The sequence below is a fragment of the Streptomyces lothianensis genome (assembly GCF_047779955.1).
In the GTDB taxonomy this organism is placed as follows: domain Bacteria; phylum Actinomycetota; class Actinomycetes; order Streptomycetales; family Streptomycetaceae; genus Streptomyces.
The window spans coordinates 1-18,682 of sequence record NZ_JBLMKT010000008.1 but is presented as its reverse complement, the minus strand read 5'-3'; the positions used below and the strand labels follow the sequence as shown (position 1 = coordinate 18,682).

The window sequence follows — 18,682 nt, the reverse complement described above, 5'->3', positions numbered from 1 at the left end:
TGCTTCGGGGGTCGTGCGGTCGTGCTTCGGGGGTCGTGCGGTCGTGCTTCGGGGGTCGTGCGGTCGTGCTTCGGGGGCGAGCAGCGGTGTTTCGGGGTTGTGTGGTCGTGCGGCCGTACGGTCGTGGCAGGGAGTCGTGGCTGTGAGGGGGTGGGTGGGCAGTGCGGTCGTGGCGGGTCAAGTCTGTCCGACCGGACTGACATCGGTCAGACGCCGGGCTCGGGGACCGGGTTCCTCGATCCGGTCAGGACGACTCCTTCGGGGGTTTGCCCCCGGCCGCGAGTTCGAATTCCGCGCGCGGGTGCTCCAGCGAGCCGAGGGAGACGATCTCGCGTTTGAACAGGCCCGACAGCGTCCACTCGGCCAGGACCCGGGCCTTCCGGTTGAAGGTCGGGACCCTGCTGAGGTGGTAGACGCGGTGCATGAACCACGCAGGGTAGCCCTTGAGTTTGCGCCCGTAGACGTGCGCGACGCCTTTGTGCAGACCGAGCGAGGCCACCGAACCGGCGTATGAGTGCGCGTACTTCGTGTCCTGCCGCCCCCGCAGCGCGGCCACGATGTTGTCGCCGAGCGCCTTGGCCTGCCGGACCGCGTGCTGTGCGTTGGGGGCGCATTCCCTGCCCGCCTCCTCGGCGGTGATGTCCGGTACGGCCGCCGCGTCCCCGGCCGCCCACGCGTTCTCGGCGCCGTCCACCCTGAGTTCGGCGGTGCACCTGAGGCGGCCGCGTTCGTTCAGCGGGAGGTCGCTGGCGGCGAGGACGGGGTGCGGTTTGACGCCCGCCGTCCATACGAGGGTACGGGTCGGGAAGCGGGAACCGTCGTCGAGCACCGCGACCCGGTCCTCGCAGGATTCGAGGCGGGTGCGCAGACGTACCTCGATATTGCGCCGGCGCAGTTCGCGGACGGTGTACCCGCCCATCTCCGGGCCGACCTCCGGCAGGATCCGGTCGGAGGCCTCGACGAGGATCCACTTCATGTCCTCGGCGCTCACGTTGTGGTAGTAGCGCGCGGCATAGCGCGCCATGTCCTCCAGTTCGCCGAGCGCCTCCACCCCCGCGTAGCCTCCGCCGACGAAGACGAAGGTCAGCGCGGCGGTGCGGACGTCCGGGTCGCGGGTCGCGGAGGCGATGTCCATCTGCTCGATGACGTGGTTGCGCAGTCCGATGGCCTCTTCGACGGTCTTGAAGCCGATCCCGTGGTCGGCGAGCCCGGGGACGGGGAGGGTGCGCGAGACGGAGCCGGGGGCGAGGACCAGTTCGTCGTAGGAGAGCTCGACGGGCCCGGTGCCCTCCTCCTCGGTGGCGAGGGTGCTGAGGGTGACGGTGCGCTTGGCGTGCACGATCGACTCGGCCTCGCCGATGACGATCCGGCAGTGCTTGAGGACCCGGCGCAGCGGGACGACGACATGGCGCGGCGAGATGGAGCCCGCGGCCGCCTCCGGCAGGAAGGGCTGGTACGTCATATACGGCTCGGGCGTGAGCACCACGATTTCCGTCGTGCCCGCCTTCAGCTCGCGCGCGAGCTTCTTCTGCAGCCGCAGCGCGGTGTACAGGCCGACATAGCCGCCGCCGACGACGAGTACGCGCGTTTGGGGGGCGGGTGCGGTCCCGCGGGAATCAGCCGTCACCTTCCCATGAGGCACCCGCGTCCCGCGTTTGTCCACAGGCGCGGCAGGGTGTGTGACCGCGGCCGGCGGGGCCCGCGCGCCGGCCGGCCGGGTACGGGACGACTGAATCCGCAGGTCAGCGGCAAACCGGAGGGGCCGACGACTCGGGATGAAGGGGGACGGATCGGCGCGTACTCCGATCGGGGGGTGGCTCCGTGCGGAACGGGCCCTTCTGAATTGACTCCGGCTCAACTATGTTCGTGTGAAGGTCTGTGTGGCGCCGGGATGCCCGCGCGCCGGACCGACAAGGCGGGGAGTCTCCGGGGGGAGACGTCATTACCGGGGGAACGGTATGCATATTCGTGATTCTCATTGGGGCGCTGTTTCGGCATCCGCCCCCTCTTCTGCCACATCCGCCGCGGGAGCCTCGGCATCGGGGGCTGCGCCTTCGGGGGCCTCGGCTTCGGGAGCTGCGCCTTCGGGAGCCTCGGCTTCCGTGACGGGCGACGGAGCGCTGCGGCGTGGCGGCGACGGCGGCCGTACGACGCCGCTCAGAGTCGACGCGCAGCGCAATCTGGAACATGTGCTGCGCGCGGCGCGCGAGGTCTTCGGCGAACTGGGGTACGGCGCGCCGATGGAGGACGTGGCGCGGCGGGCGCGCGTCGGGGTCGGGACCGTGTACCGGCGGTTCCCGAGCAAGGACGTGCTTGTCCGCAGGATCGCCGAGGAGGAGACCGCCCGGCTGACCGACCAGGCGCGGACCGCACTCGGCCAGGAGGAAGAGCCGTGGTCGGCGCTGTCCCGTTTCCTGCGCACCTCGGTCGCCTCGGGCGCCGGGCGGCTGCTGCCGCCACAGGTGCTGCGGGTCGGGGTGGCCGACGAGGCGGGTACGGACGGTGAGTTCGAGGGCGCCCGGGTGCCGCATCAGCGGCAGGCGGGGGCCGAGGCCCCTGACGCCCCGGGTCCCGAGCTGCGGCTCGTCGAACAGCGCGGGATACCCGCCGACGCGATGGCGGACGACGGGGCGGCCGCGCTGCTCGAGGTCGTCGGGCGGCTCGTGGAGCGGGCCCGGGCGGCCGGTGAGCTGCGCGCCGATGTGACCGTCTCCGACGTCCTGCTCGTGATCGCGACCTCGGCGCCCTCGCTGCCGGACGCGGCCCAGCAGGCGGCGGCTTCGGCGCGGCTGCTCGACATCCTGCTCGAGGGGCTGCGCTCGCGGCCCGGCCGGTAGCCGACGGGGTTACGCTCGCCGCCCGGCCGGTGACCGGAGGCACGCGCGTCGAGCCCCCGCTCCAGGATCACTCGCACGAGTGAAGCCGGTGACACGTCACCGGCACTCACCCCGGATGAGTGGTTGATGTGAATCGGGGCTCGTCCGCGCTGCCTCGTGTGGCAGTCTTGGCCGGTGTTGTAGGCCGAGTGTGCATGCGGGGGCTTCGCGCGATGAGCGTTGACGGGCGGGAAGAGCCGTTCACCCAAGGAAACGGTCCGGCGGACGGCGAGTTGCCCGCGCGACAGGTGCCGAGCCAGGGCGGACCCTCCGAGGTGACCACACCGGCCGCCGCTGCCGCCGATGCGGCGGAGGCGGCCGAGCCCGGTGTGCCCGCGCAGCGGGAGGCGGCGGGCTCCTCGCTCGCCGACGATCTGCTGGCCGGCGGCGAACCGCCCGTCTCGGACGCGGGCCTGATCCGCGCGATGCGCTCCGGCGACGACACCGCGTACGAGGAGCTGTACCGCCGCCACGCGGAGGCGGTGCGCCGCTACTCCCGTACGTGCTGCCGTGACGCGCACACCGCCGACGACCTCACCTCCGAGGTCTTCGCCCGCATGCTGCAGGCCGTGCGCGGCGGTTCGGGCCCCGAGCACGCCGTACGGGCGTATCTGCTCACGAGCGTACGACGCGTCGCCGCGAACTGGACGAAGACCGCGAAGCGGGAGCAACTGGTCGAGGACTTCGCGGTGTTCGCGGCGCAGACCCAGCGCTCCTCCGAGGTCTCCGACGACGACACCCTCGACCTCGGCGCCGATGTGCTCGCGATGCACGAGGCCGAGCGGTCCATGGTCATGCAGGCCTTCCGCAGCCTCTCCGAGGAGTGGCAGGCCGTGCTCTGGCACACCGAGGTCGAGGACGATCCGCTGAGCGCGGTCGCCCCGCTGTTCGGACACACCTCCACCAACACCACCGCGCAGCTCGCCAGCCGGGCCCGCGAGGGACTCAAGCAGGCGTACCTCCAGGCGCATGTGAGCGTCTCGCTCGCGGACGACGACGAGTGTGCGCGCTATGCCGACCGCCTCGGCGCCTATGCGCGCGGGCGGCTGCGGACCCGGGCCGAGCGGGGTCTGCGCAAGCACATGGAGGAATGCGCCAAGTGCCGGCTGGCCGCGGGCCAGATCAAGGAACTCGGCAGCGGGATCCCTTCCCTCGTGCCGGTCGCGGTCATCGGCTGGTTCGGTGCCACCGCCTACTCGGCGAAGCTGGCCGGGCTCATCGGCGGCGGCGCGGCAGGCGCCGCCGGAGCGGGGGCGGCCGCGGCCGCCACGGGCTCCGGGGGTGCGGCCGCGGGCGGCGCGGCGGCCGGTGAAGGCCTCGGCGCGCCCGCGAAGGCCGGCATCGCGGCGGCCGTGGTGGTCGCGGCGGGCGTCGGCCTCGCCCTGGCACTCGCGGGCGACGACGCGAAGCCCGAGGCCGAGCCGAAGCCCAAGCCGCCGCCTGTCTCGCAGCCGGTGGAGCCGCAGAAGCCGGAGCCCGAGCCGCCCCCGCCCCCGCCGCCCACACTCCCGGTCGTCGCACCGGACCCGACCCCGACACCCACCCCCACACCGACACCGACGCCCACCCCGAAGCCTCCGCCGCCCAAGCCCACCCCCACGCCGACCCCCACCCCGACGCCACCGCCTCCGCCGCAGCCCGAGCCGGCCCCCGAGGCGTACGAGATCCGGGAGCTGCAGTACGGCGTCTTCGGCGACGGAACCCAGCCGGAGGTACGGCTCGGGGAGTCGAGCTGGATGTGGCAGCGCCAGGGCCTCGGCATCGCAGGCCAGCGCTATTCGCACGGTGTGACGGTGCACGCGTACTCCTCGGTCGTGATCGACCTCAACCGCGAGTGCACGGCCTACGACGCGTATGCCGGCGTGGACGACCTCACCATGGGGCTCGGTGCGGTGCGGTTCTCCGTGTACGCGGACGGGGAGCGGCTGTGGCGGTCCGGCGTGGTGCGCGGCGGTGATCCCGCGGTGCCCGTGCACGTGGACCTGACGGGCCGGAAGACGTTGCGGCTCGTGGTGGAGCCGGACTCCGGATCCGCCTTCGACTCGGTGGCGCTGGCGGACTGGGCCCAGTCGCGGATCAGCTGCCGCTGACGGGCCTTTCGGCACTGCGGCCCAGTGGGTCCTACCGGCCCTGTGGTCCTCCGGCCTTGTGGTCCTCCGGCCCTGATCCTCCGGCCCTGTGGTCCTCCCCCAGCCCTCCTCTCCAGTTCCCCTCCAGTCCTCTCCTCTAGTCCTCGTCCAGGAGCCCCTGGACGAGGTCCCGCGGCAGGCCGTGGGTGTCGTGCAGGTAGTGGTAGTCGTCCTCCGTCAGGGGCCGGTCCCGGTAGCGGGAGAGGACGGTGCGGCCGCGGTCCAGGAGGCGGCGGTAACGGGACTCCTCCTCGTACAGCATCGTGAGTACGGGGCCGGGCTCGGGCGGCAGGCGGAAGTGGGACTGGGTGTGTTCCACGAGTTCGCGCGGCAGGTCGCCGAGGCTGCGCTCGGGGTCCTCGCGCCAGAGCGTGGTGAGGGTGCGGCGGATCAGGCGGCGCGGGACGTAGCCGCGGCCGGTGTGGGAGGGGCGGACGCCGTCGCCGTGGGTCACGATCAGTGAGCGCAGGTGGTCGGTGACGAGGCGGAGGCTGTGCTCGTCGTCCAGGTTCCACAGGCCGGGGACGAGGCGGCGCCAGGGCTCGAAGAGGTCGGTCCCGTGGACCGAGTCGACGCCCTGCAGGAACATGACGAGGCGTTCGAGGCCCATCCCGGTGTCGATGTTCTGCTGGTCGAGCGGGGTGAGGCCGCCGTCCCCGTGGCGCCGGTAGCGCATCGTCACGTGGTTCCAGACCTCGACCCAGCGGTCGTCGGTGGTCGGGGTGCCCTGGGGCGGGGTGTCGTCGCCGCCGGTCCAGACGAACATCTCCGAGTCCGGTCCGCAGGGGCCGGTCGGGCCGTTGGACCACCAGTTCTCCTCGCCCTCGGTGAGCTCCACGGGGAGGCCGAGTTCCCGCCACGTATCGAGGGATTCGTGGTCGAGGCCGACCTGGCCGCGTCCCACCTGCTCGTCGCCGCCGAAGACGGTGACGTGGAAGCGGTCGCGCGGGATGCCGAAGCCCTCGTGCAGCAGCTCGTATCCCCAGCGCAGGCTCTGCGGGCCGTCGTAGTCGCCCAGCGACCAGGAGCCGAGCATCTGGAAGACGGTGAGATGGGTGGAGTCGCCGACCTCGTCGAGGTCGGTGGTGCGCAGGCAGCGCTGGACGTTGGTGAGCCGGCGGCCGAGCGGGTGCGGTTCACCTTCGAGGTACGGGGTGAGGGGATGCATGCCCGAGGTCGTGAACAGGACCTGATCGCCGGGCGGGGGCAGCAGGGTGCTGCCGGTGACCGGGCGGTGGCCGCGCTCCTGGAAGAAGCGGGTGAAGGTGTCGACGACCTGCTCGGTGGTGGGCGGGGTGTGGGTCTGGGGCTGGGGCTGGGTGCGGGTCTGGGTGCGGGTCTGGGTACGCATGGCTGGGCCTTTCCGGGGTGGGCCGGGTGACCGGAAAGGACCGCGGGCGTCTTCGCGTACAGCACGTACGGCACGACAAAGCCGACGATCCGTTTCCGGTCGCCGGCGGGGTGGGAGCTGAGGAAGATCAGGCGGCGGCAACCGGCGAGCGGGGCGCTCGCGCGGTTGCGGTGTGGGTCTGCGTGCGGGTGATCTCCATGGCCGCACGGTAGCAACAGACGGGGCGGGAGGGCACGGGGGTTTTCCGCGGGCCCGGTACGCCGGGGCGCTGCGGTCCTGGTACGCCGGGCCCGCGGGCCGAGTACGCCGAGCCCCCTCCCCGGCAGCCGTACGCCCAGTACTCTCGCTCCGGGGGTGCGCATGGATATCGCGATTCAGATCGTCGTGGCGTTCGTGATCCTGAACGTGGCCGGGTTTCTCCTGAGCCTGGCCTTTGTGCGGGTCCAGCGGTGGCGAAGCCGCCGCTGAGGCTGACCGGGGGCTGACCAGGGCCCGCCCCGGCCCCCGTCGCCCTGAACGCGCTCGTCCTCAGACCCCCGAAGGGCTTGCGGGCCTGCCGAGTTCGCCGCGCTGTGGCCTGATGCCCGTCGGGACCGCGCGGGTGCGGGCCGGGGTGCCCGTCCAGCAGGTGCCGCGGCGGGCGAGCAGCCGTTGCAGCCACAGTTCCGTGGAGATGAGGTCGGCGAGGCCGTCCGGCGGGACGTTCCCGCCCTGGGCCGCCGCGCGCAGCGCCTTGCGGACGACGCGGGCCTCCACAAGGCCCGCCTGCGCGAGCAGCGGAGCCGCGAAGAGGTCCATCAGCGGCTCGACCGCGGCGCGCAGCCCGAGCTTCTGCGCCGTCGCGGAGCTCGCGTGGGAGGGCGCGCCCCAGCCGGTCGGGAGGTCCGTGACGCCGGTGGCTTCGAGGACGGTGCGCAGGACGGCCGCGCGTGCGCCGGGCTGGATGCGCAGGGAGTCCGGCAGGGCCCGGCAGGCCCGTACGACCTCGTTGTCGAGGAAGGGCGCGTGCAGCCGCTGGAAGCGGACCTCCGCGGCCTGTTCGAGGATGCGCAGGTCCGCGGCCTGCCGCGCGAGGGCGGCGCGGGCCCGCAGTTCGCCCGGGTGCCGGCCGGGGCCGGTGACGGGGCGGGTCGCCGAGCGCTCCAGGCGAACCGATACTTCAGCGAGCGCCTCCCCGGTCAGAAAGCGTGCGGCCGGACCGGGCCGCACCCAGGTCAGCGCGGCGAGCGAGGCCCCGACGGGCCCCCCGGGCTCGTCCACGATGCCGGAGCGCAGCCGCAGCGCCGCCTCCTCCAGGCCCAAGCGGTACGAGGTACGGGCGAGCCGACGGGCGGCCCCGTACACCTTGGCGGGGACGAGCACCGAGCTCATCGAGCCCTCGGTGCGCGCCAACGCGGCGACGGGACGTACGAGATGGCGTCGGCGACGGTCCATCAGAAGGTCGGCGAGGCGGGCCGGGTGGGCGTCGAGGACCTGGCGGGCGCCGTACCCGGTGAGGTGGTCGGCGCTGCCCGAGGCCAGGCGCAGGCGGTGGCGGGCGGCCGTGACCAGGGACGGCGCCGGTTCGTCGGTGAGCGGTCCGGCCAGGTCGGCATAGGGCAGGGCTTCTTCGGTGGCGGGGACGACGAGGTGGTGCAGGCGCGGGTTGGTGGCGAGGGCGCCCGCGCGGCCGAGTTCCTCCTCCTGGCGGTCCGTCAGGTCGTTGAAGGTAACCGCGAGCAGCCGCTCGCCCGCGCCGGTGCCGTGCCCGAGCACCGTGCCGGGGATGCCGGGCAGCCCGGCGGCGAGCAGCGCGAGGGTGCCGGAGGCGGGGCCGCCGGACAGGTCGGCGCCGATGCCGGGCACGGGCATCCGGGCGGCGCGGCGTTCGTGGGGCCCCATGCCGGGGACGGGCCCGGGGTCGATGTCGGGTACGTGGCGGGGCGCGGACAGCCGGGCCCGTACCGCCTCGACCAGGGTTTCCCGTACGCCGTCCACCGCGCGGCGCGCGTCCTGTTCGGGGGCGGCGACGGCGAGCGAGGCGACCGTCTCGTATCCGGCGATCTCGCGTGCGCCGTCGCGCAGGATCAGCGCATGGCCGGGCGGGATGCGCCGTACGCCCTGGTAGGGGGTGGAGTCCTGGAGCGCCTCGGGCACGTCGGGGCAGGCGAGCAGCGCCGCGAGGTGGCCGATGTCGAGGTGCGCCTCGATGAGGTCGGCGAGCGGCAGGGCGGCGGTGGCGTACGCGGTGCCGGAGGCCCAGGGCGTGTGGAACACCGGCCGTGCGCCCGCGAGATCACCGGTGATGGTGATGCGGCGGCCGACCTGGACGACCGCCGTGTAACTGCCGGGCCATGCGGTCAGATGCCGCAGTGCGCCGCCGCGCGCCGCGAACAGGCCGACGCGCAGTTGTTCGTCGCTGGCCGCGCAGGTGCCGAGGACGGCGATACGGGTCCGTTCGTCGGCCCTGACCACACGCACCTCGTCGGGGCGCCAGTCCCCCACCGCCCACAGCGGGTCCGGGTCGCCCCACAGGAGCTGGGATCCCACAGGGTGCACGGTCTCGCCGCTCTCGCTGCCCGCGCCCAGCGGCCCGGACGCCTTCGCAGTGGTACTGCTCCACCCCACCAACCACCGCATCGCGCCTCCACAGCCTGTGGACAACAGGGCCGACCGGCCAAGAACTGGTGCGTCCGGGCCAGTTGGGACCATGCTGCCATGAAGGAGTCGCGAAGGAGGCGCGAAGGAAGGGGAGGCGGGCGCGCCGGTTCGCGCCGCCGTGCTCCCGTACGACTCATCGGCTCGTACGGCGATGCCGTACCGCGGGTCGTGCCGCAGGTCGTGCCGCAGGTCGTGCCGCGACCGCGGGTCGTGCCGGGTGGTCGTACGGCTGCCTCGCGGGGCCCCGTACGGCGTCTCGACCAGTGGCCGGATTCGGCCATTTCGCGCGCGTTCGGTGCAGGACGGAACCGCGCGGGAACCGCGCGCGATCCGGGAGGCACACGCGGCCTCCCGGACCGGTCCGCCGCCCGCGGGGATGTAGGCGGCGGCGTCCCCCAGCCCACCATTGCCAGCGCATGGCGGGCCGACCCACGCATCGCCATGGAAGCGCTCCCCCTTCCGCCGGTGAAGAGCGCACGGACGGGCGCACGGCCACACGCCGGGAGCACACCGCAGAAGACCCGCACTTCTGTACAGACAGGTTTCTCGCCATCCGGAACACCGCCCCTTAACGCTTGGAATCCGGGGAACTACGCTGGGTTTACGAATGCCGAGCGGGTATGCCAGTACCCCCGGCAGCCGTCTGTGTCGGTCGAGGGGTGCGCATGTCCAGGGAGCAACGCGGGCCGAACGAGAAACTCGGCACCGTTCTCGCCCTCGCGGGAATCAGCAATGCGGGCCTGGCCCGCCGGGTCAACGACCTCGGTTCACAACGGGGTCTGACCCTTCGTTACGACAAGACCTCGGTGGCCCGCTGGGTCTCCAAGGGCATGGTTCCGCAGGGCGCGGCGCCGCACCTGATCGCCGCGGCCATCGGCCAGAAACTCGGCCGCCCGGTCCCGCTGCACGAGATCGGCCTCGCGGACGCCGACCCCGCCCCCGAAGTGGGCCTCTCCTTCCCGCGCGACATCGGCGCGGCGGTGAAATCGGCCACCGAGCTGTACCGGCTCGACCTCGTCGGCCGCAGAGGCGCGAGCGGCGGGATATGGCAGTCGCTCGCCGGCTCCTTCGCCGTCAGCGCCTACGCAACTCCCGCGTCCCGGTGGCTGATAACGCCCGCCGACAGTTCCGTGGAGCGCACGGCCGAACAGGCCGCCCGGCAGGTCGCGGAGTCCGCGCCGGCCGGCGAGAAGCCGCTGCGTGTCGGCCACAGCGACGTGGTGAAGCTGCGCGAGGCCGCGCACGACGCGCGCCGCTGGGACTCCAAGTACGGGGGCGGCGACTGGCGTTCGTCGATGGTGCCGGAGTGCTTGCGGGTGGAGGCCGCGCCGCTGCTGCTCGGGACGTACTCGGACGAAGTGGGGCGCGCACTGTTCGGCGCGACGGCCGAGCTGACCCGTCTCGCGGGCTGGATGGCCTTCGACACCGGCCAGCAGGAGGCCGCCCAGCGCTACTACATCCAGGCGCTGCGCCTCGCGCGCGCCGCCGCCGACGTGCCGCTCGGCGGCTATGTGCTCGCCTCCATGTCCCTGCAGGCCACCTACCGCGGCTTCGGCGACGAGGGCGTCGACCTCGCGCAGGCCGCGCTCGAACGCAACCGGGGCCTGGCCACCGCCCGCACCATGAGCTTCTTCCACCTCGTCGAGGCACGCGCCCAGGCCCGCGCCGGGGACGCCTCCGCCGCGGGCGGCGCCCTGAAGTCCGCCGAAGGCTGGCTCGAGCGCTCGCGCGAGGGCGATCACGACCCGTCCTGGCTCGGCTTCTACTCCTACGACCGGTTCGCCGCCGATGCCGCCGAGTGCTACCGGGACCTCAAGGCACCCCGGCAGGTGCGGCGCTTCACCGAACAGGCGCTGTCGAAACCGACCGAGGAATTCGTCCGCTCGCACGGTCTTCGCCTGGTGGTGAGCGCGGTCGCCGAGCTGGAATCGGGCAATCTGGACGCGTGCTGCGCGCAGGGGCTGCGGGCCGTGGAGGTCGCGGGACGCATCTCGTCCGCCCGCACGACGGAGTACGTACGGGACCTGCTGCACCGGCTCGAAGCACACGGGAACGAGCCACGGGTGATCGAGCTGCGGGAACGGGCTCGGCCGTTGCTGATGGCTCCGGCGTAGGTGAGGGGGGCGGCCGGTCGGCTCGGAGAGGCTGCCGGTCGGCTCGGGGGGAGGCTGCCGGTCGGCTCGGAAGGGGCGTCCGGTCGGCTTTGGGGGGGGGCGGCGGCGCGGGCGTGAGCCGGATCACGGGTTTGAACGCGTTGTCAGTGGCGCAGTGCACTATCGGGGTGGGACTCGGGAGGTGAGGTGCGTGGCTGTGCGCGGCCCAGGGGAGAGCGCGTCGGCGGGCGGTGCTCCGGTGGCGTACGACTGTGAGGTGCTCGTCGTCGGCGGGGGCATCGTCGGTCTGTCGACGGCGTATGCGCTGACGCGCGCGCGGCCGGGGATACGGGTCATGGTCCTGGAGAAGGAACCGGGCCCGGCGCGGCACCAGACGGGCCGCAACAGCGGCGTGATCCACAGCGGGATCTACTACCGCCCCGGCTCGCTCAAGGCGCGGTTCGCCGTCGAGGGCGCGGCCGAGATGGTGAAGTTCTGCACCGAGCACGGCATCCCGCACGCCGTCGGCGGCAAGCTGATCGTCGCCACCGAGCGCGAGGAGCTGCCGCGGCTGCACGCGCTGGTGCAGCGCGGCCGGGAGAACGGGATTCCGGTGCGGGAGCTGGGCCCCAGCCAGATCACCGAGTTCGAACCGGAGGTTCGCGGGCTCGCCGGCATCCATGTGGCCACGACCGGGATCTGCGATTTCGGCGCGGTGGCCGGGCAGCTGGCCTCGCTCGTACGGGACGCGGGCGCCGAGATCCGTTACGGGGCCGAGGTCACCCGGGTGGACCGGCGGGCCGACCGGGGTGTGGCCGTACGGACGGCGGACGGGACGGTCGTACGCGGGCGGGCTCTGGTGAACTGCGCCGGGCTGCACTGCGACGAGATCGCGCGGCTCGCGGGGGACGATCCCGGCATGCGGATCGTGCCGTTCCGCGGCGAGTACTACGACCTGGCCCGGCCCGAGCTGGTGCGCGGGCTCGTGTACCCGGTGCCGGATCCCGCGTTCCCGTTCCTCGGGGTGCACCTGACGCGCGGGATCGACGGCGGGGTGCACGTCGGACCCAACGCCGTCCCGGCGCTCGCGCGGGAGGGCTACGGCTGGTCGGTGATCCGCCCGCGCGAGCTGGCCGCGACGCTTGCCTGGCCGGGCTCCTGGCAGATCGCCCGGGCCCACTGGCGCTACGGCGCCGGGGAACTCCACCGCTCGCTCTCGAAACCGGCCTTCACGCGGGCGGTGCGCCGCCTGCTCCCCGCCGTGACGGCCGCCGATCTCCGCCCGGCGGCGGCGGGCGTCCGCGCCCAGGCGGTCCTGCGCGACGGCACGCTGGCGGACGACTTCCTCTTCGTGGAAGGCCCCCGCACGGTCCACGTCCTGAACGCACCGTCCCCTGCGGCGACGGCTTCGTTGCCGATCGGGCGGGAGGTGGCACGTCGGGTTCTGGCCGGCCTCGGCCCGTCCGGCGCTTGAAGGCGTGGGCCCAGCTCAGCCCAGCCAGGCCCAGCCAGGACCAGCCCGGACGCACCCGCACCCGACCCTCCGTAGAATCACCTCACTGTGTCCGAGGAAACCAGAACCCCCGCGCCCGACCCGTACGACGACGAAACCCGCGCCGCCGCCTCCGCCGCACGCGCGGAGAAGAACCGGCGCTTCGCCGAGGGCGAGGGCCCGAGCCCGGATCCGGCCGGCTCGCACTTCGACCGCAGGATCCGCAGCTTCCAGCCCCGCCGCAGCCGCGTCACCACCAGCCAGGGCGAGGCCCTGCGTCGGCTGTGGCCGAAGTGGGGCATCGAGATCGACGGCAGGCAGCGCCTCGATCTGAACGAGATGTTCGGGGGCCGCCCGGCCGTCCTGGAGATCGGTTTCGGCATGGGCGAGGCCACCGCCCAGATGGCCGCGGACGACCCGGACACCGGCATCCTCGCCGTGGACGTCCACACCCCCGGCCAGGGCAACCTCCTCGGTCTCGCGGAGGCAGGCGGACTCGACAACGTCCGCGTGGCCAACGGCGACGCGGTCATCCTGCTCACCGAGATGCTCCGCCCCGATTCCCTCGACGGCCTGCGCGTGTACTTCCCGGACCCGTGGCCGAAGAAGCGCCACCACAAGCGCCGCATCATCCAGCCGGAGTTCCTCACCCTCGCCGCCTCCCGCCTGAGGCCGGGCGCCTTCATCCACTGCGCCACGGACTGGGTGGACTACGCGGAGCAGATGCTGGAGGTCCTCGAAGCCCACCCGGACTTCACGAACTCGCAGCCCGACGGCGGCTACACCCCACGCCCCGCATTCCGCCCGCTGACCCGCTTCGAGGGCAAGGGCCTCGACAAGGACCATGTGGTCCACGACCTGATCTTCCTGCGGAGATAGCTCCCGCAGGAGGCGGCGCTCCACGGAAGGCCGCTTCGCGGACAGCGGCTCCACGGAACGCGGCTCCGCGGACGGCGGCTCCACGGAAAACGGCTCCACGGAAAAGAATCCGTCGCGTCCGCCCCTGCACGATCGTTAGGGTCAGGGGGTGAACGCTCCGCCTCAGCCTCCGCACGCACCGCCCAACCCGACGGCAGGTCTCATCGGGCCCGCGCACTGGTGGCAGCGCCGCGCTGTGAAGGCGGGCGCGCTGATCACCCTGCTCGCCCTGTCCGGCCTGGTGATCCTCGAACTGGTCCGCAAGGAGACCGGCACCGAGGGCTTCCTCGTCGGCCTGGGCCTCGCGGTGTTCCCCGTACCGCTCCTGATAGCCGCCTTCCGCTGGCTGGGCCGGGTCGAACCGGCCCCCTGGCGGAACCTCCTCTTCGCCTTCGCCTGGGGTGCCTGCGCCTCGGCCCTGATAGCGATCATCGCGAACTCCTTCGCGACCCACTGGATAGCCACCCGTACCGCCGACCCGTCGAGCGCCGACACCCTCGGCGCCACCGTGGTCGCCCCGGTCGTCGAGGAGACGGTCAAGGCGGCGGCGATCCTGCTGCTCTTCCTGTTCCGCAGGCGCGATTTCAAGGGGCTCGTCGACGGCGTGGTGGTCGCCGGCATCACCGCCACCGGCTTCGCCTTCACCGAGAACATCCTCTATCTCGGCAACGCCTACGGCACCGACGAGACCTACGGCACCACCGGTATCGGCTTCGCCTCCGTCACCACGGCGACCTTCTTCGTCCGCATCGTGATGTCGCCCTTCGCCCACCCGCTGTTCACGGTCCTGACCGGCATCGGTTTCGGCTTCGCCGCCCTCGCCGCCGACCGCCAGCGCGTACGCCGTGTCCTGTTCCCGCTCGGCGGGCTGCTGCTCGCGATGGGCATGCACGCCGCCTGGAACGGTTCCGCCGTCTTCGGCGGCCTCGGCTTCTTCGCCGTCTACCTCGGCTTCATGGTTCCCGCGTTCGGCCTGCTGACCTGGCTGACGATCCACAGCCGCCAGCGCGAGCTGCGCACCGTACGCGAGGAGCTGCCCGCCTACGTCGCGGCCGGCTGGCTCACCGTCCCCGAGCCGTACGTACTCGGCACGCTGCGCGCCCGCCGCCAGGCGCGCAGGTTCCCGAAGCAGAGCTACGGCAAGGCCGGCGGGCCGGAGGCGGCGCGTGCGGTCCGCGAGTACATCTCGCTCGCCACCGCCCTGGCCTTCCTGCGGCACCGGGGCCGAAGCGGCCGTGCGGGCGCCGATTTCGTCGCACGGGAGGCGGAGCTGCTGCAGGCGCTCTGGTACCGGCGTGAGGTGGCGCGCCCGGCCCTCGACCACGCGGCCCGCGTCACGGCACCGGCTTTCCCGCAGCCGCCCACGCCCTGGGCCAACCCGTACGGCCCGGTCCTCGCCCCGGCCCCGTACCTGCCGCCGATGCGTCCCATGCCGTACGCACCGGGCATGCAGCCCCCGCCGCACACCTCGGCCATTCCGTACCCGCCGCGCATCCCGGTCCAGCCGGGGCCCGGCGGGCCGACGGCCCCGGGCGGCTCGCACGCCCCGGGACCGTACGCGCCGAACCCGCAGACCCCGCACCCGCAGGCCCCGAGCCCGCATGCCCCGCCGCCGTACGCGCCACCCGCGGGCTACCGGGGCCTGCACACGTAACCGAGAGCACTCCCACACCCGCCCATGCACATGCCCATACACATGCACCTGCACATGCCAAAACCGGCAGCCCTGACGTCGGGGGGTTGCCGTCAGGACTGCCGGGGTTCGGGAGTGATCAGAGCGTGCGCGCTGCGGGCCTGATCAGGGGTTGAGGCCCTTGCTCTGCAGCCAGGCCATCGGGTCGATGAGCGAGCCGCCCGCGGTCTCGACCTCGAAGTGCAGGTGCGGACCGGTGGAGTTGCCGGTGGAGCCCACGCGGCCGATGACATCGCCGGTCGTGACCTTCTGGCCGACGCTGACACCGATGGACGACTGGTGGTTGTACGCCAGCTCCGTACCGTCCTCGAGCTCGACGACGGTGCGGTAGCCGTACGAGCCGGACCAGCCGGCCTCCTTGACGGTGCCCGTGTGCACGGACTTGATCGGGGTGCCGCTCGGGGCGGCGAAGTCCAGGCCCGTGTGCGAGCCGGAGGCCCACATCGAGCCGGCCTGCCCGAAGGTCGAGGTGATCGTGTACGAGGAGGTGGGGAGCGAGTAGCTCGCGGCGAGCTTGGCGAGGCGCTCCGCCTCGGCCTTGCGCCTGGCCTCCTCCTCCGCCTTGCGCTTGACCTCCGCCGCTTCCTTCTCGGCGGCTTCCTTCTGCTCGGCCGCTTCCTTCGCGGCCTTCTCTGCCGCTGCCTGCTCTGCGGCGGCCTGCTCGGCGGCCTCCGCCTCGTTCTCCTGGTTCTGTGCCTGCTCCAGGATGCGGGCGCGCAGGGCCTCACCGGCGTCGGTGGCGGCCTCGTCCTGCGAGCCGGAGCCGTCGACGGCCAGGGGCTGAGTGGCCCCGGCGGCCTGGGCGACGGTGGCCTGCTCGGGGGCCTCGGATGCGGCGTCGTCGGCTATCAGGTCGCCGACGACGGGGAGCTTCTTGGCCTGCTCACCGAGGTCCGGCATGGAGATCGGTACCGGCGGCCTGTCCTTCGCGCTCGCGATACCGCCCGCGCCCACGGCGGCGATGACGCCGACGCCGAGCACGGTGGAGCTGCGGGCGAGTCCGCCGCGCTGCTTGGCGACGCGGTGCCGGCCGCGTACCGGACGGATGGACTCCTCGGTCGGGTTCCACTCCTCGAAAGGCTGGTCCTCGAACCTGAACTCCTGGGTCCCGTCCGCGAAATACGGGGACTCGGAGGTGCTGCCACGGCCTGCGGGGGTCGCCACGGGGGCGGACTCCTTTCCTTCCTTCTCGCCTACCGGGTTAGCTGACGGGTTCGGAACAGGAAGGTTTCCTACGGGCGTTGACACCTTGCGTACACCCCTGGAAGAGGTGCCGCCTGCCCGATTCACCCCAAGATGGTGGTTCCCCGGCTCCCTTGCGGGATTAAGCGCGTGAGCACGGAGCCATCTCTTGTGACGGCTGGGACGACCGCGCTGCGTTATCGAACGTTAATAGAAGCGGGCCCGGGATTCCAAGCCGTTCCGACAGATCGTTAGCGGCTTTGGCCTGGACTTATCGGGCAACATGGCCCCAAAACGGGCGAGATTCCAGGCAAGTTGAAGGGGCTCACGCCCGCCGATTTTCTGACGTTTCGTCAATTGTTATGCGGAGGGCTCCCCGTTGGTCACCATGGGTGACGCCGAGGAGGGGGGCGTGGGCACCGCGCGAGGAGAGGGACGTGGGCGCCGCGGGCGCCCTGCCGCAGCCCCTACACGTACCCCGGCGCGCATTTCGGACTCCTCACACGGGGCCGGACATGCCGAAGGCCCGGCACGCTTTCACGTACCGGGCCTTCGTTCTCGTAGCGGGGACAGGATTTGAACCTGCGACCTCTGGGTTATGAGCCCAGCGAGCTACCGAGCTGCTCCACCCCGCGTCGGTGAAATCAACTATACGCCATCAGAGCGACACCTCCGACCACACGCACCGCTCTCCGCCCCGCGGGTCTGTCGGGGCCCTGGTCTGCGGATCGGGACTCAGCCGGGGGAACGGCCCAGGAGCCCCGCTCGCCGCCTCCTGAGCCCGCCGCCCGACGGGGCCTCGGACGAGGCACATCCCGCCGGACCGGGAGGCAGATGACGCACGCCCTGACCGTGAGGAGCCGGACCACCCCGAGCAGGGCGTCCGCGGGTACAGGCGCTTCGCCATGCTCGCGGTCAGGACTCAGGAGACCTGTCGTCGGCGGCGAGCGTCGCCCGATTCATCGAGGCGACGTGATGCCCGCAGGGAGTTAGGGCGTTTCGTTTGGATCAGTGGGTGGACCAGAGGAAGATGCCCGCGATGTGGAGTCCGGCCAGGTAGATGGTGGCCGTCTTCTCGTAGCGGGTGGCGATCCCTCGCCATTGTTTCAGGCGGTTGATGCACCGCTCGACGGTGTTGCGCCGCTCGTAGGTCTCTCGGTCGAAGGCCGGTGGCCTGCCGCCGCGGCTGCCCCGACGGAGCCAGTGTCCGCGCTGGTCCGCGGGGACGGGGATCACTGCCCGGACGCCGCGCCTGCGGAGGTGCTCGCGGATCGCGCGGGAGGAGTACGACTTGTCGGCCAGGACCAGGTCTGGCCTGGTGCGGGGCCGTCCTCGCCGACGGGGAACGCGCAGGCGGGCCATGACCTCGGTGAAAGCAGGTGCGTCACCGGCCTGGCCCGCGGTGAGAACGAACGCCAGAGGCCGACAGCGGGCATCGGCGGCGAGGTGGATTTTCGTGGTCAGTCCGCCGCAGGAGCGGCCGATGGCATGGTCGTCGGGTTCGCCGACCGGGGCCCCTTTTTGCGGGCTCCGGCCGCGTGCTGGTGGGCCCGCACGATCGTGGAGTCCACCGACACGGCCCAGTCGAGTTCCTCATCCGCGTCGGCCTGTGCCAGCAGGGCGATGAAGACCCGCTCCCAGGTGCCGTCGACGGCCCACATCCGCAGCCGGTTGTAGACACCCTGCCAATTGCCATACCTCTCCGGCAGGTGGACCCACTGCGTTCCGGTCTGGAACTTGTAGGCGACCGCGTCGATCACCTCACGATGGTCACGCCAACGGCCACCCCGCTTCGGCGTGCGGTCCGGAAGCAACGGCTCGATCCGCGCCCACTGCGCATCGGTCAAGGACATGATCTGACAACGAGGTGCATCGTTCCCGGACGCGGCCCTATTCAGCCTCGTCTGGCATCTGACGCCGTACTTCCGACATCCACAGCCCTTCTCCGCCACGCGCCGTGGACTCGCCGCGTCTCTCGGCTGCTGACTCCAGATAGTCCAGCCGTGCCTGCGTCAGGCTCAGCATGCCGTTGGGCCCACCCCGCACGATGTGCGCGTCCGCGTCATCCTGCCCGTCGTCCTCCCAGCCGCACTCCGGACAGATCTCAAAATTGGACCGCTCCTCCAGGGTCCGCTGGAAACAGCAGGGGCATGCGATGAGGGCGCCAGCGGCGTCGCTTGGCGCGCTGGAGAGCGGTTCTTCAGAGACCATGGCTGACATCGTTCCACTGTCTTCACGATCCAAACGAAAGGCCCTAGTGACCTGAGTCGGAGATTCGTCGTTAGTTGGGTATGAGTCGTCCGGGTCC

General features: G+C 72.2%; 12 protein-coding genes, 1 tRNA gene and 1 riboswitch. Of the genes, 6 read left to right on the top strand and 7 right to left on the bottom strand.

Translation table 11 applies throughout. From position 1 onward, the window contains the following. Positions 1–244: 244 nt before the first annotated feature. Positions 245–1,627, bottom strand: a complete 1,383-nt coding sequence (locus ACLF6P_RS00750; RefSeq protein ID WP_415947294.1) for an NAD(P)/FAD-dependent oxidoreductase — start codon at positions 1,625–1,627, stop codon at positions 245–247. A 331-nt stretch (positions 1,628–1,958) separates the two neighbouring features. Here ACLF6P_RS00750 and ACLF6P_RS00745 point away from each other — a divergent pair, with 331 nt between their 5' ends. Then, positions 1,959–2,837 carry a TetR/AcrR family transcriptional regulator gene (locus tag ACLF6P_RS00745; RefSeq protein ID WP_415947293.1) on the top strand — a complete coding sequence of 293 codons (879 nt, stop codon included), beginning with the start codon at positions 1,959–1,961 and terminating at the stop codon, positions 2,835–2,837. Positions 2,838–3,049: 212 nt separating this feature from the next. Continuing rightward, positions 3,050–4,966 carry a sigma-70 family RNA polymerase sigma factor gene (locus ACLF6P_RS00740; protein WP_415947292.1) on the top strand — a complete coding sequence of 639 codons (1,917 nt, stop codon included), beginning with the start codon at positions 3,050–3,052 and terminating at the stop codon, positions 4,964–4,966. A 136-nt stretch (positions 4,967–5,102) separates the two neighbouring features. Here the strand turns inward: ACLF6P_RS00740 and ACLF6P_RS00735 are convergent, their stop codons facing one another. Continuing rightward, the gene (locus ACLF6P_RS00735; protein ID WP_415947291.1) at positions 5,103–6,356 is read right to left on the bottom strand and encodes an alanine--tRNA ligase-related protein; all 1,254 of its coding nucleotides are present in this window, start codon (positions 6,354–6,356) and stop codon (positions 5,103–5,105) included. Between the two features lie 528 nt (positions 6,357–6,884). Continuing rightward, positions 6,885–8,975: an asparagine synthase-related protein gene (locus ACLF6P_RS00730; protein ID WP_415947290.1), complete on the bottom strand. Its 2,091-nt coding sequence runs from the start codon at positions 8,973–8,975 to the stop codon at positions 6,885–6,887. A gap of 686 nt (positions 8,976–9,661) precedes the next feature. Between ACLF6P_RS00730 and ACLF6P_RS00725 the strand changes: the two genes are divergently transcribed. The 4 genes from ACLF6P_RS00725 to ACLF6P_RS00710 all read left to right on the top strand — a co-directional run bounded on the left by ACLF6P_RS00725 (position 9,662) and on the right by ACLF6P_RS00710 (position 15,153). Continuing rightward, positions 9,662–11,110: an MFS transporter gene (locus tag ACLF6P_RS00725; RefSeq protein ID WP_415947289.1), complete on the top strand. Its 1,449-nt coding sequence runs from the start codon at positions 9,662–9,664 to the stop codon at positions 11,108–11,110. A 190-nt stretch (positions 11,111–11,300) separates the two neighbouring features. Further along, complete coding sequence (gene lhgO / locus ACLF6P_RS00720; protein WP_415947288.1) at positions 11,301–12,563, top strand: L-2-hydroxyglutarate oxidase; 1,263 nt, start codon at positions 11,301–11,303, stop codon at positions 12,561–12,563. Between the two features lie 87 nt (positions 12,564–12,650). Continuing rightward, positions 12,651–13,460, top strand: a complete 810-nt coding sequence (gene trmB / locus ACLF6P_RS00715) for a tRNA (guanosine(46)-N7)-methyltransferase TrmB (protein ID WP_415947287.1) — start codon at positions 12,651–12,653, stop codon at positions 13,458–13,460. 148 nt (positions 13,461–13,608) lie between these two features. Further along, positions 13,609–15,153, top strand: a complete 1,545-nt coding sequence (locus ACLF6P_RS00710) for a PrsW family intramembrane metalloprotease (RefSeq protein WP_415947286.1) — start codon at positions 13,609–13,611, stop codon at positions 15,151–15,153. Between the two features lie 144 nt (positions 15,154–15,297). Here the strand turns inward: ACLF6P_RS00710 and ACLF6P_RS00705 are convergent, their stop codons facing one another. From ACLF6P_RS00705 to ACLF6P_RS00690, 4 genes are all read right to left on the bottom strand, one after another. Further along, positions 15,298–16,356 carry a M23 family metallopeptidase gene (locus ACLF6P_RS00705; RefSeq protein ID WP_415947285.1) on the bottom strand — a complete coding sequence of 353 codons (1,059 nt, stop codon included), beginning with the start codon at positions 16,354–16,356 and terminating at the stop codon, positions 15,298–15,300. Between the two features lie 11 nt (positions 16,357–16,367). Then, a riboswitch (cyclic di-AMP (ydaO/yuaA leader) is annotated at positions 16,368–16,533 on the bottom strand. Between the two features lie 402 nt (positions 16,534–16,935). Beyond that, positions 16,936–17,009: transfer RNA gene (locus ACLF6P_RS00700), tRNA-Met, on the bottom strand. 373 nt (positions 17,010–17,382) lie between these two features. Further along, positions 17,383–18,227 (bottom strand): IS5 family transposase gene (locus ACLF6P_RS00695; RefSeq protein WP_415947284.1). Its coding sequence is split into 2 segments (ribosomal slippage): positions 17,383–17,868 and positions 17,871–18,227, totalling 843 coding nucleotides; the frame shifts between segments, so codons are not numbered across the junction. A gap of 37 nt (positions 18,228–18,264) precedes the next feature. Then, a partial coding sequence (locus ACLF6P_RS00690) for a CPCC family cysteine-rich protein (RefSeq protein WP_415947283.1) occupies positions 18,265–18,682 on the bottom strand: 418 nt, incomplete at its 5' end.

Excerpts from the sequence above, each read along its gene's own strand:
- ACLF6P_RS00745 (WP_415947293.1), top strand. The coding sequence starts at position 1,959 with ATGCATATTCGTGATTCTCATTGGGGCGCTGTTTCGGCATCCGCCCCC.
- ACLF6P_RS00740 (WP_415947292.1), top strand. The coding sequence starts at position 3,050 with ATGAGCGTTGACGGGCGGGAAGAGCCGTTCACCCAAGGAAACGGTCCG.
- ACLF6P_RS00735 (WP_415947291.1), bottom strand. The coding sequence starts at position 6,356 with ATGCGTACCCAGACCCGCACCCAGACCCGCACCCAGCCCCAGCCCCAG.
- ACLF6P_RS00730 (WP_415947290.1), bottom strand. The coding sequence starts at position 8,975 with ATGCGGTGGTTGGTGGGGTGGAGCAGTACCACTGCGAAGGCGTCCGGG.
- ACLF6P_RS00725 (WP_415947289.1), top strand. The coding sequence starts at position 9,662 with ATGTCCAGGGAGCAACGCGGGCCGAACGAGAAACTCGGCACCGTTCTC.